Genomic DNA, 16,080 nt, shown 5'->3' on the forward strand with positions numbered 1-16,080 from the left:
GCCGAGTATTTTCACCATTTTAACCAGAAATTACCCTTTTTCCGCGAGGACGGCTCCCAAGGACCAGCAATTATGGAGCCAATTCGATGATGAAAGCGCCTGTGGGGGGCGCGAAGCATCAGCTTCTTCGACCCTCTTCTTCCGCCCTGTTGCTTTGCGCGCTCGCCCTGCCGATGCAGGCGCATGCCGCCGGTACGGTAGCCGGATCAACCATCAGCAACACCGCCAGCGCCAGCTTCGACAACGGAGCGGGGACGCAGACGATCGATTCGAACACGGTCAACCTGCGCGTCGACGAACTGCTCGACGTGACGGTTGCCTCGAACAACCCGTCGGATGTCGCAACGACGCCCGGCGGGACCAACCAGCTGCTCACGTTCACTGTGACCAACACCGGCAACGGGCAGGAAGCCTTCGGGCTCAGCACGATCGCCAATGTCGGCGGCGACAATTACGACCCGACCATCACCGGCATCTATATCGACAATGGCGACGGCATCTTCGATCCCGCCACCGACACGCTCTATACCGCCGGGTCGAACGATCCGGTGCTCAACCCCGACCAGAGCGCGCGCATTTTCGTCGTTGCGACGACGCCGGGGACTGTCGCCGACAATGATCGCGGCATCGTGACGCTGGTCGCGGCGGCCAAGACCGGCACCGGCGCCCCGGGCACCACCTTCGCGGGCCAGGGCCAGGGCGGCGGCGATGCGGTCGTCGGTTCAACCGGCGCCGACGGGCAGGACAATGGCGCCTACAAGGTGTCGGCGGCCACCGTCACGCTCGTCAAATCGGCGGTCGTCGCCGATCCGTTCGGCGGCAGCGAGCCCGTTCCGGGCGCGACGATCACCTACACGATCACCGCGACGGTCGCGGGTACGGGGTCGGTCAGCGGTCTCGCGATCACCGACAATATTCCGGCCGACACATCCTATGTCACCGGCTCGATCACTCTTGGCGGTGCGCCGCTGAGCGATGCGAGCGACGCCGATGCCGGCGACTACAATGGCACACGGATCCGCGTGCAACTCGGCACCGTCTCGGGCGGCCAGACCCGCACCGTTACCTTCAAAACCAAGATCGACTGATGGAGATTCGCATGCGCAAGGCTCTTTTCCTTCTGATCGCCGCCCTCGCACCGGCACAGGCGTTCGCCGCCAACCAGGTCGCGCTCGACAATAATGTCTTCGTCGAGCGGGTGACGACCGACGCGGCCGGCAAGCAGCGCGTCCTGCTCGAGGAACCGAAGGTCGTCGTTCCTGGCGACCGGCTGGTCTTCGTGCTCAACTATCGCAACGCGGGCGCGCAGCCTGCCGACAAGTTCGTCATCACCAATCCGATGCCCTCAGCGGTCCGTTTTGCGGGCGCCGGCGATACGCCGCCGCTCGTCTCGGTCGATGGCGGCAAGATGTGGGGACAGCTCGCCGATCTCACCGTGCCGATGGCCGACGGAACGCGCCGCCCGGCGCAGCCCGCCGATGTCACACACGTTCGCTGGGCGTTCCAGAAGCCGATCCCGGCAGGAGCGACCGGCAAGCTCATCTTCAGGGGGGTCGTAAAATAACCCTCTGATCATAACCGCTTAAAGGTCACCGGCGGTGGGGCAATAGGGGACCGAACAAGCCTGGAGTTCAGCTATGACCAGCAAGCTGACTTATGTGGGCGCCATCGGAATGACAGCGATCGCGTTGATCGCTGCCAGCCCGGCCTATGCGGCCGGCACGACCGCGGGCACCACCATTACGAATAACGTCACCGTCGACTATCAGGTCGGCGGCGTCGCACAGGGCCAGCAGACCGCGTCGAACAGCTTTGTCGTCGACCGCAAGATCAATCTGCTTGTCGAAGAAGTGGGCAGCGTCACGACCGAGGTCGTGCCGGGGCAAAGCAATGCCGTCACGACGTTCCAGTTGACGAATACGTCGAACGAAGTGCTCGATTTCGCACTGACGGCCAGCCAGATCGCTGGCGGGACGGCTGCGCATGGCGGCACCGACAGCTTCGATGTGAGCAACGTCCGCATCTACCGCGACAATATATCGTCGGGTACGGTCGGCAGCTTCGATGCGGCCGATACGCTCGTCACCTATATCGACGAGCTTGCAACCGATACGCCGATCCGGCTGTTCGTCGTCGCCGACGTCCCGGCCGGTCTTTCCACCGGTGCTGTTGCGGGCGTCCAGCTGCGCGCGACGGCACGCGAAGGTGGGGCTTCGGGCACGCAGGGCGCCGCGATTACGCAGACTGCCGGGGCCAATACGGCCGCCAAGGACACTGTCTTTGCGGACGTCGCCGGGGTGAATGACGCCAATCGCGACGCGTCGCATAGCGCCGCCGACGATTATACGGTCAAGACCGCGACACTCACTGTAACCAAGACCAGCCGCGTGGTCGACGATCCGTTCAACGGAACGACGAATCCGAAGCTGATCCCGGGCGCGACGGTGGAATATTGCATCCTCGTCGCCAACGCCGCGGGCGGTGCCAGCGCCACGTCGGTCGCAATCAACGACAGCGTCCCGACGCAGTTGACCTATGTCGTCGGTTCGGCGCGGGTCAACGGCACGGTTACGGCAGGCACCTGCAACACCGACGGCGTCGCGGCAGGGACCAACTATGCCGCGCCGGTCGTGTCGGGCACCGTTGCGACGGTGGCCGCGGGCGACACGCGCACCCTGTTGTTCCGCGCGACCGTCAACTGACAGGACCAGCGAAGGGGGCGGCGGCGCGCACGGCGCGGCACCGTCCCCTTCAGGACCGGCAATGATCTTCGGCTCGAAAACCCTCTCCTATGTGACCGCCCTGGTCGCGGCAGCCCTGCTGCCTGCGGCACCCGCGGCGCATGCGCAGGTGATTTCGAATACCGCATCGGCGCAGTGGGCGGGCAGCGGCGGCGCGGCGCAAACCCTCTCCAATCGCGTCGATGTGACGGTGGTTGCAAGGCCGCCCGATCAGCCGGTCATCAGCACCTACCGCCTGGTCGACAGCGGCGGCAACAAATCGGTGCCGGTCGTTCCGACCCCCTGCGGCGGGTCGATCATCGCCGCCCAGGGCCTGAGCGCCGCAAGCGCGGGCCAACTCATCCAGCTTGCCGGACCCTATGCCGGCCTTCCGACCAACCCGGCGTCGCTGCAGAGCACCGCCAGCTTCCGCGCGGGCGAAATGCTTGTCGTCGGGGTCACCCTCGCCTCCGCAAATACCGATCCGGCGCAGCGCGACCTGCTGCCCGTCAGCATCGACTTGCAGAATGGCGATCATGAACAGATCACGCTGACCGAAACCGCACCAAACAGCGGCGAATTCGTGGGTATCATCAACACGATCGGCGTTCCGCCCGCCGTGGTTGCCGGCGATTGCCGCCTGTCGGTCGCGCCGGGCGCGCCGATCCAGGTCCGCGTCACCGATCGCGCCAATGCGAGCCTCGTCGCCATCGCGACAATCGACTTTCTGGTCGATCCCTTCGGCATCGTCTTCGACAGCGGCGATGGTTCGCCCGTCGCGGGCAGCCGCGTCACGCTGATCGACGCAGCAACCGGCCAGCCGGCGCAGGTGTTCGGCGACGACGGAACCTCCTCCTACCCGTCCACGGTCGTTACCGGGCAAAACGTCACCGACAGCGGAGGCACGGTCTATACCTTCCCCGCGGGCGACTATCGCTTTCCGTTCGTGGCGCCCGGCACCTATCGACTGCTCGTCGAACCGCCCGCGCCTTACACCGCGCCTTCGGCTTCCAGCCCTGCGGATCTTGCCAGCTTGCGCCGTCCCGATGACGGTCAGCCCTTCACCATCACCGACGCGAGCTACAGCCGCGCCTTCACGCTTTCCAGCCCTGCCCCGGTGCGGGTCGATATTCCCGTCGATCAGCCCGGCCAGCCATTGGTGATCGCCAAGACGACTTCGACGCAGGTCGCGGTGCCTGGCGATGTCGTCCAGTATCGCATTACGGTGTCGAACCGCGATGCGCGGCGGACGACCGGTGCGGTGACGGTCGGCGATCAATTGCCGGCCGGGATGCGCCTTCGCGCCGATACGGTCCGCATCGACGGCACGCGCGTCGACCCGACCGTCGCAGCCGACGGGCGCAGCTTCAGCGTCGCCCTCCCCGCAATTGCGCCCTCGGCGTCGGTGCTGCTGACCTATGTCGCCGAAGTCACCGTTTCGGCGCAGCCGGGCAGCGCGCTCAATCGCGCGACGGCGCAGGACAACCGCGGGACCGTCAGCAATGTCGCCGAAGCGACGATCGCGATCAAACGCGACCAGCTTGGCGACCGTATGACGATCATCGGCCGTATCACCGACGGCGGCTGCGCCGTCGACCCGGGCAAGGCGCGCGGAATCGGCGGCGTCCGCGTGATGCTCCAGGACGGCAGCTACACCGTCACCGACGAGGATGGGCGCTATCATTTCGAAGGCGTTCGCCCCGGCCTGCACGTCGTCCAGATCGATCCTTCGACCCTTCCGCTCGATCGCGCGCCGGTCGATTGCGCCCGCTCGACCGTCGATGCCGGCAGTGCGATCTCGCGCTTCGTCGAAGGTCGCGGCGGTTCGCTGAAGCGCGCCGATTTCCGCGCCGCGATAAGCGCGCCGCGCGCCGCTCCGGCGACCAGCGCTGCCGAAACCCGCAAAGTGTTGAGCGACCCCGAAGCCGCAGGCGCCAATCGCGACTGGCTTGCCGGCCAGGCACCGGGCATCGGTTGGATCTTTCCTGAACCCGATCATAATCCGCGCGCCAAGTCGATCCGCGCCGCTGTCAAGCATATGCCGGGGCAGCGCGTGACGCTCAGCATCAATGGCAAGCCGGTCAATGCGCTCAATTTCGAGGGCGTCAGCAAGTCGGCCGACGGGAGCGTCGCCGTCAGCGTCTGGCGCGGGATCGAGATTGCCGAGGGTGAGAATCGCCTCGAAGCAAAGGTCGAGGATGCGAACGGCGCGCCAGTGCAGACGATCCAGCGCAATGTCCATTATTCGATCACGCCGATGCGCGCGACGCTGGTGCGCGACAAATCGGTGCTTGTGGCGGACGGTGTCACGCGCCCGGTGATCGCGGTGCGTCTGACCGATCGCGACGGCAAGCCGATCCGCGCGGGACTGACGGGCGATTTCAGCGTCCCCGCACCCTATTACCCGGCGGTCGAGGCCGAAGCGCAGCAGGCGCGCCAGCTTGCCGGGCTCGAACGCGCGCAGCCGGTCTGGAAGACCGAAGGCGACGACGGGCTGGCCTTCATCGAGCTCGAACCGACGACCGCTTCGGGAACACTGACGATCGATTTCCGCTTTCGCGACACCAAGGTCGAGCGCCAGCAGACGATCGAAACCTGGCTCGATCCGGGCAATCGCCCGTGGACGGTGGTGGGCTTTGCGGCTGGAACGCTCGGCTACAATACGCTGGACGACCGTATGGAAGCGGTCGCGGAGAAGCTCGACGACCTCAACGCCGACGCCCGGCTCGCGCTCTATGCCAAGGGCCGCATCCAGGGCAAATGGCTGATGACGCTGGCCTATGACAGCGACAAGGAACAGGACGACGCGCGCTTTGGCGGCGTGATCGATCCGCGCGCCTATTACACCATCTACGCCGACCGCAACGAGACGCGCTATGATGCCGCGTCGGTTCGCAAGCTCTATCTGCGGCTCGAACGGCCGCAATTCTATGCGATGTTCGGCGATTTCGAGACGGGCATTTCGGAGCCGCAGCTCGCCCGCTATCAGCGCGCGCTCAACGGTGCCAAGGCGGAGTATCGCGGGCGCCACCTCGCCGCGACGGCCTTTGCCGCCGATACGCCCTACCGCTTCCGCCGCGACGAGATTCAGGGCAACGGCCTGACCGGTCCCTATCAGCTCGCTGCGCGCGACATTCTGCCGAACAGCGACCGCATCACGATCGAAACGCGCGACCGGCTGCACAGCGAACGCATCGTCGACAGCAAGACGCTGACGCGCAACATCGACTATGACATCGATTACGCCGCTGGCACGCTGCGCTTTCGCGAGCCGATACTCAGCCGGTCCTCGGCGCTAGATCCGCAGTTTATCGTCGCCGAATATGAAGTCGATGGCGTCGGCGAACGCGTGCTCAATGCCGGCGGCCGCGTAAGCTATCGCAGCGACGACGACCGGCTGCGCGTCGGCGCGACGCTGATCCACGACGAGGATAATGACCGCAAAACCAACCTCGGCGGCGTCGATGCGCGCTTCCGGCCCGATACCGATACCGAGGTTCGCGCCGAAATCGCGGTCAGCGACGCCAACCGCAAGGCAGGCAGCAGCAACAGCAGCGCCCCCAGAACCGCGAAGGCGTGGCTGATCGAGGCCGAGCATCACAGCAGCAGCGCCGACTTTCTGGCCTATGTCCGCGAACAGGAAAGCGGATTCGGCACCGGTCAGATCAGCAGCAGCGAAAACGGCACGCGCAAGTTCGGCTTCGACGGACGGCTGCGCGTTGGACGCCAGCTTTCGGTGACGGGCAGCGCGTGGCAGGAAGATTATCTCGACACCGATGCCCGCCGCCGGGCAGCGCGCGCGCTGGTCGAATATGACAATGGCACCACGCTGCTCCGCGCCGGACTGACCCACGCCGACGACCGGCTCAGCGACGGCAGCACGAACAAATCCGACATCGTTCAGCTCGGTGCGACGCAGCGGCTGTTCGACAAGCGCCTCGAACTCGACGCGCAGAGCGAATTTGCCTTGGGCGGACAGGATGCAAGCGTCGATTTCCCGACCCGTCAGCGGCTCGGCGCGCGGTTCGCGATCACGCGCGATATCAATCTGGTCGGCAGCTACGAAATCGCCGATGGCAGCAGCGTGAAGGCCCGCACCGCGCGGCTGGGCTTCGACCTCGCGCCGTGGGCCGGGGCACGCCTGCTCGCGACCGCCAACCAGCAGGATATCAGCGAATATGGCCCGCGCAGCTTTGCGGCCTATGGCCTGTCGCAGTCGCTGCGGCTCGGCGAGCGTTGGTCGGTCGATCTGTCGGTCGATGGCAACCGCACCTTGGGCGGTATCCGCGCGAGCGATGTGCTGAACGCGGGGCAGCCTGCGGCGTCGGGTGGTTTCCTTGCGGGCAACGGGACACTGACCGAGGATTTCGTGGCGGTCAGCACCGGCGCCACCTACCGCGCCGACCGCTGGACGATCACGGGTCGCGCCGAATATCGCGATGGCGAGCTTGCCAATCGCTATGGCCTCACGCTCGGCGGGCTGCGCCAGCTTGGCGAAGGCCGGGCGCTCGGCGCACTCTTCACCTATGCGAAAGCCAGCGGCGCGGGCACCACGCCGTCGACCGAAGTGATCCAGTTTGAACTCAGCTGGGCGCATCGCCCCGCCGATTCGCGGCTGTCGTGGCTCAACAAGACCGAAGTCCGTTCGGACAAGGTGCGCGATGCAGTCGCGGGTCAGGCCGGGCCGATCGGCGGCGCCGCGCTGACAATCAATGGCGATGCCACCAGCCGCCGCGTCATCAACAGCCTGTCGGTCAACTGGTCGCCGCTCGGTGATCGCGGCGATCGGCGCGACGGCGACCGGCTATGGTATGAACGCGGCGAATTCGGTTTCTTCTGGGGCACGCGCTATAATTTCGACCGCTTCGGCGCTGATGACGTCAAAGGCTGGTCGAACATGTTCGGCGCCGACTTCCGCTTCAACCTGGGCGAGCATGTCGATGTCGGCGCCTCGGGCAGCGTCCGCGTCGGAACCGGCGGCGATACCGTCGCCTGGGCCGCGGGCCCGACGCTGACCCTCGCGCCGATGGCGAATGCGAATGTCACCTTCGGCTATAATTTCGCGGGCTTCCACGACCGCGATTTCGAGGACGCGCGCTTCGCCCGCTCGGGCGCCTATGTGACCTTCAAGCTGAAGTTCGACCAGACGAGCTTTGCCGGGCTGGGATTGTAACGCAGCTTGGATAGCCGTCATTGCGATCGCAGCTAAGCTCCTCGCAATGACGACATAGACTCAGTCCGCGAACAGCAGAACCGGCGTCTCGATCAGCTTCTTGAGCGCCTGCACATAGCTTGCGGCGTCCCAGCCATCGACAACGCGGTGGTCGCAACTGATCGACAGGTTCATCAGCTTGGCGCGGCGGATGTCGTCGCCGTCGAAAACCGGGCGTTCGACGATCTTGTTCGGGCCGATGATAGCGACTTCGGGCCGGTTGATCACCGGGGTCGTCGCGATGCCGCCGAGCGGGCCGAGCGAGGTGACGGTCAGCGTTCCGCCCGTCAGCTCCTCTACCTTCGCCTTGCCCGTGCGTGCGGCCTCCGCCAACCGGCCGATTTCGCTCGCGAGCTGCCACACATTCTTGTCCTGTGCGTCGCGGATCACCGGGACCATCAGTCCGGCATCGGTCTGCGTCGCCATGCCGAGATGGACGGCACCATGCCGCGTCACAACACCCGCTTCGTCGTCGTAACGCGCGTTGATCATGGGAAATTCGGGAATCGTGCGGCAGATCGCGACGATCAGGAACGGCAGCATCGTCAGCTTCGGCCGGCCGCCGCGATTGGCGTTGAGGTCGGCGCGCATCGCTTCGAGCGCGGTGACGTCCATTTCCTCGACATAGGTGAAGTGCGGGATCGCGCGCTTCGACGCCGCCATATTCTCGGCGATCTTGCGGCGCATGCCGATGACCTTGACCGGCTCGTCGGCGCGGGCGCGGCTGGCGCCCGGGGCGTGATAGCCCTGCCCGCCGCTGTAGCGGAGAAATGCGTCGAGATCGGCATGGCGAATGCGGTCGCCGTCGGAATGGACCTGCCCCAGATCGATGCCCAAATCCTTCGCGCGAGCACGAACGGCGGGTGATGCGAGGATGGCTCTCCCCTGTTCCGTTCGGGCAGAGCTTGTCGAAGCGCCGTCCTTCTTTTCAACGGTGGAAGACAAGGGCGGCCCTTCGACAGGCTCCGGGCGAACGGCTTGGCGAGATGTTGGCGCTTCCGCAGGTGCGCCCTCTTCTACGCCCGGCGTTTCGGCCGCGATGTCTTCTTCGAATTCCTCTTCGGCGATCACATCCTCGACCGCGGCTTCGCCATCGGTTTCGATCACCGCCAACGTCGAGCCGATCGAAACCATGTCGCCGACTTCGCCGGCGAGTTCGACCACGACGCCGGACACGGGCGATTCCATTTCGACCGTCGCCTTGTCGGTCATCATATCGGCCAGCTGGGCGTCTTCCTCGACGCGCTCGCCGATCTTGACGTGCCAGGCGACGATCTCGGCCTCGGCGATGCCCTCGCCAATGTCGGGCAGGCGAAACGAATAGCGAGCCATGGCGGTCAATCCTTCATGATCTTTTCGAGCGCGGTCGCGATGCGTACTGGCCCGGGGAAATAAGCCCATTCGAGGCTGTGGGGATAAGGCGTGTCGAAACCCGTCACGCGCTCGACCGGCGCCTCGAGATGATAGAAGCAGCGTTCCTGGACGAGTGCCGCCAGTTCGGCGCCAAAGCCCGAGGTGCGCGTCGCTTCATGGATGATGAGGCAGCGCCCGGTCTTCTTTACCGAGGTTTCGATTGCATCGATGTCGAGCGGCAGCAGCGTCCGCAGGTCGAGGATTTCGGCGTCGACGCCCATCTCCTCGATCACCGTCTTGGCGACGTGGACCATCGTGCCATAAGCGAGCACCGTCACCGCCTCGCCGGCGCGTACCGTGGCAGCTTTCCCCAGTTCGATGCGGTAATAATCTTCGGGGACCGCGCTCGCATCATGCTTCGACCAGGGTTCGACCGGGCGGTCGTAATAGCCGCTGAACGGGCCATTGTAGATACGTTTGGGTTCGAGGAAGACGACGGGGTCGTTATCCTCGATCGCTGCGATCAACAGGCCCTTGGCATCATAGGGGTTCGACGGAATGACCGTCTTCACGCCGCAGATATGCGTCATGATGCTTTCGGGCGACTGGCTGTGCGTCTGGCCGCCAAAAATGCCGCCACCGAACGGCGTGCGTACCGTCATCGGGCAGATAAAATCGTTCGCCGAACGATAGCGCAGCCGCGCCGCCTCGCTCACGAGTTGGTCGAGCCCGGGGTAGATATAGTCGGCAAACTGGATTTCGGGGACCGGACGCAGGCCATAAGCGCCCATGCCGACGGCGACGCCGATGATGCCGCATTCGTTGATGGGGGTATCGAAAACACGCGTCTTGCCGTGCTTTTTCTGCAGGCCCGCGGTGGCGCGAAAGACGCCGCCGAAAAAGCCGACGTCCTCACCCATCACGACGGTGTTAGGATCGCGTTCGAGCATGATGTCCATGGCGCTGTTGATCGCCTCGATCATGTTCATCGTCTTGGTCTGGGTTTCGCCGGCCATCATTCGGGCTTCCAATTGGGGCCGAACTTCTTTTCCTGTTCGGCCAGCATTTGATCGCACTGCTCCTTGAGATGCCAGGGCATTTCCTCGAAGACATCCTCGAACATCGTTTCGAACGGCTGGTGCATGCCGTGACCCAGAATCCCGAGCTTTTCCGACTGCTTCTGGGTTGTCTTTACCAGATCATCGAGTTCGGCGCGTAGCGCATCATGCTGCGCATCGTCCCATTCGCCGAGCGCAATCAGATGCTGCTTCAGACGCGCGATCGGATCGCCAAACGGCCAGGCGCTCGCTTCCTGCGCGGCGCGATAGGCGCTCGGGTCGTCCGAGGTGCTGTGCCCTTCGGCGCGATAGGTGAAATGTTCGATCAGCGTCGGACCGTTATTCGTCCGCGCCCGGTCAGCCGCCCATTGCGTCGCGGCATAGACGGCAAGCGGGTCATTGCCGTCGACGCGCAGGCCGGCGATGCCATAGCCGACGGCGCGCGCCGCAAAAGTCGTCCGCTCACCCCCGGCAAAACCCGAAAAGCTGGATATCGCCCACTGGTTGTTGACGACGTTGAAGATGACCGGCGCGTTATAGACGGTCGCAAAGGTTAGCGCCGAATGGAAATCGCCTTCGGCCGACGACCCTTCGCCGCACCACACGGCCGCGATGCGGCTGTCGCCCTTCGAGGCCGATGCCATCGCCCAGCCGACTGCTTGGGGATATTGCGTCGCGAGATTGCCCGAAACGCTGAAAAACCCGTGCTCGGGCGCCGAATACATGATCGGCAATTGCCGCCCGAGCAGATGGTCGCCGCGGTTCGAATAGATCTGGTTCATCATCTGGATCAGCGGATAATCGCGCGCGATCAAGATGCCTTGCTGGCGGTAGCTGGGAAAGCACATATCGGCGCGGTCGATCGCCATCGTCGAGGCGACCGAGGTCGCCTCCTCGCCGGTGCATTTCATGTAAAAGCTGGTCTTGCCCTGGCGCTGGGCGCGGAACATGCGGTCATCGAAGGCGCGGACGAGCATCATGTAACGCAGCATCGCGCGCAACCGTTCGGCGCTGAGCTTCGGATCCCACGCGCCCTTCGCCTGCCCGTCAAAATCGAGCACGCGGACAAGGCCGTAGCACATATCGCGCATCGCATCGGGCTTGGTCGCTTCGCCCGGACGCGGGGTCGCCTCGACCGCCGGAACATCGATATCGCCAAAGTCGGGCGTGTCGCCGGGGCGATAGCGGGGTTCGGGAATATGGAGCGACAGCGGCGGCAGATTGCTCGCCGGGCGCCGATGCGTTTCGGGCATATCTTCGTCCCTTCAGGGCGCGAATCGCCGCGCCGTTATATTTCAATTGGACGACATATTATTACTTCCTGCATAGCAATGCAATGTCGGCCTCTCAGACCGCAACGGGCGCGGAAATGTGCGCCTGCGGGGCGTAATTCTCGACCGCGAAATCGTCGAACGCATAATCGAAAATGCTCGAAGCCTGCCGAAGGATGCGCAATCGCGGTGCGCCCGATGGAACGCGCCGAAGCTGCTGCTCCACAAGCTCTGCGTGATTGAGGTAAAGATGGACGTCGCCGCCGGTCCACACCAGTTCATGGGCATGAAGGCCGCATTGCGCCGCAACCATCCGCGTCAGAAGCGCGGCTTCGAATATGTTGAAGGCAAAACCCAGGCCCAGGTCGCACGACCGCTGGAACAGAAGGCACGACAGTCCGCCGTCGCTCCGCACATGAAACTGATAGGTCATGTGACAGGGCGGCAGCGCCATGCGGTCGAGATCGGCGACATTCCAGCCGGTGAAGATATGCCGGCGCGATCCGGGGTTGTTGCGGAGCGAGTCGATCAGCGCGGCGATCTGGTTGTGCCCCTCTTCCACACGGCGGAACAGGCCCTCGCCCGCCGGCTCATAGCGTGGCCAATTGACCCACTGATGACCGTAGACCGGCCCCAGATCGCCCCACGCCGCCGCGAAATCAGGATCGGCGACGATCCGCGCCTCGAACGCTTCGGCGTCGATCTGCTCGCCCGTCGCGCGGCGATATTTCTCGAGCGGCCAGTCGGTCCATATGCGGACGCCCTGCGCAACCAGCGGTCGGATATTGGTGTCGCCGGTCAGGAACCACAACAGCTCGCGCAGCGCCGTTTTCCAGTACACGCGCTTGGTTGTGAGCAAGGGAATGGCATCGTCGCGCAGCGAAAAGCGCATCGTTTCGCCGAACAGCGAGCGCGTCCCGACCCCGGTGCGGTCGACGCGTTCGTCGCCTTCGGTCCATATCCGACGCATAAGGTCGAGATATTGAAGTTCATAATGGATGGATTCGGACAAGACTCGCTCCCGGCATTGCGGCCTCTTTGCTAGGCGGCAGCGACGCGGCCCGCAAGCGCCCCGCCCGACCTCGCACCGTTTCGGCCCAGTCCCGGCTTGGCGCGCGCGGGCACGGGGCGCAGATTTCGGTGATGGCGCTCGCTTTCCCACCTGCCCGCCCCTTCGATGGCACGACGCTGAGCGGCTTCGTCGATCGCGACGCGGAGGACGCGGTGGCCCGCGATCTGCTGCGCGCCGAGTTCCCCGCTGACCGCGAGCGGTTGATCCTGGCCGGATTCGACGGTTTCGGGCGCCTGATGCGGATCGAATGCTGCGAAGGCGGTATCGACGGCCGCTGCACGATCGCCCCCGCTTGCTGGCACCGGCTGATCGGCCGGGGCGCCGCGACCGTGCTAATGGCGCATAATCATCCATCGGGCTGCGGCTACCCGAGCGAAGCCGATCTGGCCGCAACCGGCGAGGCAATGGATTTTCTCCGCCGAATCGCCGTCGATTTGACCGATCATCTGATCTTCGTCGATCATGGTCATTTCAGCTTCCGCCGCGCGCAATTGCTCTAAATCGGCGAATATCGTCAAAGCTGCCGATTGGCGCTTGAAGTTCCGAAAAGGCGCGTCTAGAGGACCGCCCTGCCCTCGCGCCGGTCCGCCGGCGCCAGAGATCGGTCGGGGAGTAGCTCAGCCTGGTAGAGCACTGTCTTCGGGAGGCAGGGGCCGGAGGTTCGAATCCTCTCTCCCCGACCAGTTTCGCATTGCTGCAGATTTTGCACAGACGCGTCTTGTAACGTGTCGCGACCCATCCTAAATTGATCCTACGCCGCCATGGTTTTCCCCCTTTCCATCGCGGCGAGCGCCTCGTCCTAGCGGACGTGGGTGCGTCCTCCCTGGACCCTGGCCACCTCGTACTCCGGTACGAGGTGGTTTTTTATTCGGCGGCAAGCGGCAGCATGTCGCCATCGGGACGCATCTGCCCCGCCGCATCGATCAGGCCGGCGAACCAGCGCGCAAGTGCGCCCGAACGGGTCGCATCGACGCTCTTGTCAGGGTGCAGATAGAGACTCCGGTCGATTTCGATCTGAACCGCGTGGACGCCCGCCAGCGGTCGTCCGTGCGTCCGCACGATATGCCCGCCTGCATAGGGCTGGTTGCGCGTCACGGCGACGCCGAGCCGTGCGGCACTGTCGAGAAGCAGGTCGGATAGCCACTCGCCCGCCGATGTGCCGAAGCGATCGCCGATCACGATGCGCGCCCCATGACCTGGCTGTCCGGACGGAATCGAAGGCATGCTGTGCAGGTCCATCAGAATGGCGTGGCCGAAGCGATCACGCGCCGCGGCGAGTTCTTCGGCAATTGCTGCATGATAGGGCCGATGCAGCGATTCGAGACGCCAGTGCAGCGCGGCCCGGTCGATCGGACGTTTCCACAATGTACCGCAGTCGGCGAGCCGCGTCGGCACGACGCCCAGCCCGGCGCGCTCCTTGCGGCCCGGCGCCGAAAATTGTGCGCGAAGCGGCACTGCGACCTCGGCGGGCGCCATCTGCCCCTCGCCGCGATTGCAATCGGCGACTGCGCGCGCCCACAGCGCCTGCACCACCGTCGCGCCGGCCTCGACCGCACCCGCCGCGATGACATCGCACCAGCGATCCTCCAGCCGCTCGAGATCGGCGATCGGCACGCGCGCCGCTGCAAGTATTTCAGGGGGATAGAGGCGCCCGGCATGCGGGATCGACACGACGACGGAGCCTGGCGCGTCGGGACGTTGGACCGCGATTGCGGCGGGCGGAAGGGTGCGGTGGGGCATCGATATGAGAGGGTGGCAAAAAAGCGCCGACGAATCCAGCGGCGCGGCAATTTGTTAAATCTCTCCCGCTATGACACAGTTTCATTCGAGGGGTGCGGTACGCGCGATTACACGATCGGGCACAGCCGGAAGACAGGGGCAGAATTTTACGATGATCCGCATCTTGCTCGCCGAAGATGATGATGTGATGCGCGAATATCTGGCGCGGGCGCTGACTGGCGCGGGTTATCATGTGACCGCGGTCGACCGCGGCACCGAAGCGGTCCCCTATATCGATTCGGGCACATTCGACCTGCTCCTCTCCGACATCGTGATGCCCGAAATGGATGGTATCGAGCTGGCGCAGCACACCGCAAAGGCGGCGCCGCAAACGCAGGTGATGTTCATCACCGGATTCGCGGCGGTATCGCTGCGCGCCGAAGAGAATGTCCCGCAAGCCAAGCTGCTGTCCAAGCCCTTTCACCTCAAGGATCTGGTGCGCGAGGTCGATATGCTTTTCGGCCGCGCCGATCGCAGCAACCAACAATAATTTCAACTTTGCGCGCGAAGGGCTTGCCAGCCTGCGCCGAGGCCTTTAAGGGGCGCGTCACCCCAAAACGTGTGGGCGTGTAGCTCAGTGGTAGAGCACTGTGTTGACATCGCAGGGGTCGCAAGTTCAATCCTTGCCACGCCCACCATTTTCCTCCCTTTCGATTGGCCCTGATCCCGCCGCCGGGTGGCGGCAGACCATGATCTGCCGTATCGTAGACATCATGAACATCGACATATTTCGGCGGATCGGAATCGTAGGATCGGGCCGCGTGGCGCGCGCCTTGGCGCTCGGACTGAAGCCCGCGTCGCACGAACCGCCCTTGCTATGGGGACGTTCGCCCGAGCAACTGGCCGAAGCGGAGCGGCAAGTCGATGGCATCGAAACCACCCCCACCCTTGGGGCACTCTTCCAAACATGCAATGCGATTGCGATCGCCGTTGCCGATGACGCCATTGCCGGCATCGTGACCGCATTGGCGATAGCAGCATCGACGACTGAAGCGTCGCCTTTCGTTTTCCACGTCAGCGGCCGCAGCGGGGCAGCGCTTCTGGCGCCGCTGCACGATGCGGGATGGACAACGGCCGCTATCCATCCGGCGATGACCTTTACCGGCGACCCAGCGGGCGAGGTTGCGCGCATGGCCGGCGCCCGCTTTGCAGTCACCGGATCGAGCGCCGACGCCGCGGTGCAGGCCCGGCAGATCGTCGCCCTGCTCGGCGGTGTTGCGGTCGAAATTCCCGAAGAGCGCCGCGCGCTTTATCACGCGGCGCTCTGCCACGCGTCGAACCATCTCGTGACGCTGCTTGCCGATGCCGCGCAAGCTCTTGAACACGCAGGAGTCGACGCGCCGCGCGCGCTACTCGCGCCGCTGGTGCAGGCCGCGCTGGACAACAGCCTCGACCGCGGGTTCGGTGCCCTTTCGGGACCGTTGCTGCGCGGCGACGTTCAGACGATCCGCGATCATGTTGCGGCGCTTGCCGCGCATGATCCTGACCTTGTCGCCGCATATCGGGCGATGGCGGTTGCCACGATAGACCGGCTCGAACACGAGGGCGCACGGCCCGACGCAGCGCTGCGCCGCGCACTGGACAGCAGCGGCGCTGTTCCCTAATCGTTCGCGCA

At 64.8% G+C, this 16,080-nt stretch carries 12 protein-coding genes and 2 tRNA genes; 9 read left to right on the plus strand and 5 right to left on the minus strand.

The features are described 5' to 3' along the window. The first annotated feature begins 86 nt into the window (after nt 1-86). From ATE59_RS06595 to ATE59_RS06610, 4 genes are all read left to right on the plus strand, one after another. Nucleotides 87-1,088, plus strand: coding sequence for a DUF11 domain-containing protein (locus ATE59_RS06595; RefSeq protein WP_058811660.1), 1,002 nt, complete (start codon nt 87-89; stop codon nt 1,086-1,088). Between the two features lie 11 nt (nt 1,089-1,099). Next, nucleotides 1,100-1,564 carry a hypothetical protein gene (locus tag ATE59_RS06600; RefSeq protein ID WP_120649328.1) on the plus strand — a complete coding sequence of 155 codons (465 nt, stop codon included), beginning with the start codon at nt 1,100-1,102 and terminating at the stop codon, nt 1,562-1,564. Between the two features lie 73 nt (nt 1,565-1,637). Beyond that, nucleotides 1,638-2,702: a hypothetical protein gene (locus ATE59_RS06605; RefSeq protein WP_058811661.1), complete on the plus strand. Its 1,065-nt coding sequence runs from the start codon at nt 1,638-1,640 to the stop codon at nt 2,700-2,702. A gap of 61 nt (nt 2,703-2,763) precedes the next feature. Then, nucleotides 2,764-7,893, plus strand: coding sequence for a DUF11 domain-containing protein (locus ATE59_RS06610; protein ID WP_058811662.1), 5,130 nt, complete (start codon nt 2,764-2,766; stop codon nt 7,891-7,893). A gap of 60 nt (nt 7,894-7,953) precedes the next feature. On the opposite strand, the gene ATE59_RS06615 is transcribed toward ATE59_RS06610, so the two are convergent. From ATE59_RS06615 to thyA, 4 genes are all read right to left on the minus strand, one after another. Then, nucleotides 7,954-9,264, minus strand: coding sequence for a dihydrolipoamide acetyltransferase family protein (locus tag ATE59_RS06615; protein ID WP_058811663.1), 1,311 nt, complete (start codon nt 9,262-9,264; stop codon nt 7,954-7,956). Between the two features lie 5 nt (nt 9,265-9,269). After that, the gene (locus ATE59_RS06620) at nt 9,270-10,274 is read right to left on the minus strand and encodes an alpha-ketoacid dehydrogenase subunit beta (protein ID WP_003051495.1); all 1,005 of its coding nucleotides are present in this window, start codon (nt 10,272-10,274) and stop codon (nt 9,270-9,272) included. A gap of 26 nt (nt 10,275-10,300) precedes the next feature. Then, the gene (locus ATE59_RS06625) at nt 10,301-11,596 is read right to left on the minus strand and encodes a 3-methyl-2-oxobutanoate dehydrogenase (2-methylpropanoyl-transferring) subunit alpha (RefSeq protein ID WP_058811664.1); all 1,296 of its coding nucleotides are present in this window, start codon (nt 11,594-11,596) and stop codon (nt 10,301-10,303) included. A 94-nt stretch (nt 11,597-11,690) separates the two neighbouring features. Next, nucleotides 11,691-12,626 (minus strand): thymidylate synthase, encoded by a 936-nt coding sequence (gene thyA / locus ATE59_RS06630; RefSeq protein WP_269434522.1) that lies wholly within the window; start codon nt 12,624-12,626, stop codon nt 11,691-11,693. 131 nt (nt 12,627-12,757) lie between these two features. Here thyA and ATE59_RS06635 point away from each other — a divergent pair, with 131 nt between their 5' ends. Both ATE59_RS06635 and ATE59_RS06640 read left to right on the plus strand, forming a co-directional pair. Beyond that, nucleotides 12,758-13,186: a JAB domain-containing protein gene (locus ATE59_RS06635; RefSeq protein WP_058811665.1), complete on the plus strand. Its 429-nt coding sequence runs from the start codon at nt 12,758-12,760 to the stop codon at nt 13,184-13,186. Nucleotides 13,187-13,292: 106 nt separating this feature from the next. Then, nucleotides 13,293-13,369: transfer RNA gene (locus ATE59_RS06640), tRNA-Pro, on the plus strand. Nucleotides 13,370-13,550: 181 nt separating this feature from the next. On the opposite strand, the gene ATE59_RS06645 is transcribed toward ATE59_RS06640, so the two are convergent. Further along, nucleotides 13,551-14,426: an N-formylglutamate amidohydrolase gene (locus ATE59_RS06645; protein ID WP_231737200.1), complete on the minus strand. Its 876-nt coding sequence runs from the start codon at nt 14,424-14,426 to the stop codon at nt 13,551-13,553. A 151-nt stretch (nt 14,427-14,577) separates the two neighbouring features. Between ATE59_RS06645 and cpdR the strand changes: the two genes are divergently transcribed. The 3 genes from cpdR (at nt 14,578) to ATE59_RS06660 (ending at nt 16,069) form a co-directional block, all read left to right on the plus strand. Then, nucleotides 14,578-14,955, plus strand: coding sequence for a cell cycle two-component system response regulator CpdR (cpdR, locus tag ATE59_RS06650; RefSeq protein ID WP_003051480.1), 378 nt, complete (start codon nt 14,578-14,580; stop codon nt 14,953-14,955). 73 nt (nt 14,956-15,028) lie between these two features. Next, nucleotides 15,029-15,103 (plus strand) — tRNA-Val (locus ATE59_RS06655). A gap of 51 nt (nt 15,104-15,154) precedes the next feature. After that, nucleotides 15,155-16,069, plus strand: a complete 915-nt coding sequence (locus ATE59_RS06660; RefSeq protein ID WP_082657327.1) for a Rossmann-like and DUF2520 domain-containing protein — start codon at nt 15,155-15,157, stop codon at nt 16,067-16,069. Nucleotides 16,070-16,080 lie beyond the last annotated feature (11 nt).

Source organism: Sphingopyxis sp. A083 (assembly GCF_001468495.1).
GTDB classification, from domain to species: Bacteria; Pseudomonadota; Alphaproteobacteria; order Sphingomonadales; family Sphingomonadaceae; genus Sphingopyxis; species Sphingopyxis terrae.